Source organism: Brevundimonas sp., from assembly GCF_032107865.1.
GTDB lineage: Bacteria > Pseudomonadota > Alphaproteobacteria > Caulobacterales > Caulobacteraceae > Brevundimonas.
Genome location: NZ_DAMCNG010000365.1, coordinates 1 through 1496 on the forward strand (window position 1 = coordinate 1; position 1496 = coordinate 1496).

The window sequence follows — 1496 nt, forward strand, 5'->3', positions numbered from 1 at the left end:
GCCTCGGCCTGCCCGCCTCGACCACGCCCCACGCGCTGAGGCACAGCTTCGCCACCCACCTGCTGGGCGCGGGCGCCGACCTGCGCTCGATCCAGGAACTGCTGGGCCATGCCAGCCTGTCCACGACGCAGAAATACACCCAGGTCGACGCCGCCCGCCTGCTGGCCGCCTACGCCCAGGCCCACCCGCGCGGCTGACCCTCCGCAAGCGGACTGTTCAGCGGATCAAAAAGGCGCCAGAATTCCGGCCTGGGGATCGCGGGACGGGAGTTCACGCGCGTGCACAGGCCGATTCTCGTTTCTGAGACCGATCGCCTCGCCCCCAGCCGCCGCATGGCCCTGAGCCTGCTGGCCCAAACCGGGCTTCTTTTGGCGGCGCCCGCATGGTCTCAGGACGCGGCGGAGCAGACGTCTGCCGCTCCGCCCGACGCCGAGGCGCGTCTGCTGGCGAACCTGCTGACGCGCATAGGGGTCGAGGTCGATCTGGACGGACACAAGGCGCTGTTCGTGATCGATACGGGCGCGGAGCGCAGCGCCGTCTCCGACCGACTGGCGCAGGCGCTGAACCTCCCGCCCGGTCCGCCCGTCCTGGTGCACGGCATCACCACCGCCCAGATGACGCCGACCGTGCGCCTGCCGCAGCTGGCTTTTTCCGAACGACGGTTCGCTGACCTGGTGCTGCCCGTCTTTCCCCATGGGCTGCTGGGCGCCGACGGCCTTCTGGGCCTGGACGTGCTGTCGCGCTTTCGGCTGACCCTGGACCTGCGGCGCCGCCGCGTCATGATGGCCGCCTCGGGCGCGGACGTCGTGCGGCGCGGCCTGTCCTTCGGCGGACGCGCCAGCCGCGTGGGCCTGGACATCACCGATGTCCGCTCGGGGCGTTTCAGCCAGTTGATCCTGACCCAGGTCGCCGCCGACGGCGTCCCGGCCGTCGCCTTCATCGACAGCGGCGCCCAATACTCGATCGGCAACCGCGCCCTGATGCGGGCGCTGGATTCGCGCCTGGGCCGGGTCGAACGTCCCTTGGTGCGCGTCTATGGCGTGATCGGCCAATCCTTGCTGGTGCGGTCCGGCGCCGTGACCAATCTGCGGCTCGCGCGACGCGATCTGGGGCCGAGCCCCCTGCTATTCGGCGATCTGCACGCCTTTCGCATCCTGGACCTGATCGACCGGCCCGCTCTGTTGCTGGGCGCGGACGTTCTGACCCGGTTCAGCCAGGTGACGTTGGACTATGGCCGCGGCCGCATCGCTCTCGGCGGTCTGATCCGGCGCCCCACGCCGCAGCCTGCGCCTCGCCCCTAGGCGATCAGATCGCCTTGACCGCTCCGCCGTCGATGCGGATCAGGGAGCCGGTGACATAGCCCGCCAGCGGGCTAGCCAGGAAGGCGGCCGCCGCGCCGAATTCCTCGATCGTGCCGATGCGTCCGGCAGGGATGGACTTGACCGACTCGGCGCGGGCGTCCTGCGGCGTCGCGCCCGTGGCGGCGGCGCGGGCGG

3 protein-coding genes are annotated in these 1496 nt (G+C 71.2%); 2 read left to right on the top strand and 1 reads right to left on the bottom strand.

The genetic code is table 11. The annotated features are described in order from the left end of the window. Window positions 1-197 (top strand): tyrosine-type recombinase/integrase (locus tag RT567_RS16735; RefSeq protein ID WP_313577317.1); only part of this gene is annotated, 197 nt, incomplete at its 5' end. 81 nt (window positions 198-278) lie between these two features. Further along, window positions 279-1301: a pepsin/retropepsin-like aspartic protease family protein gene (locus RT567_RS16740; protein ID WP_313577318.1), complete on the top strand. Its 1023-nt coding sequence runs from the start codon at window positions 279-281 to the stop codon at window positions 1299-1301. A 4-nt stretch (window positions 1302-1305) separates the two neighbouring features. Here RT567_RS16740 and RT567_RS16745 read toward each other — a convergent pair. Next, window positions 1306-1496: SDR family oxidoreductase (locus tag RT567_RS16745; protein ID WP_313577319.1), on the bottom strand; the 191-nt coding region annotated here is incomplete at its 5' end.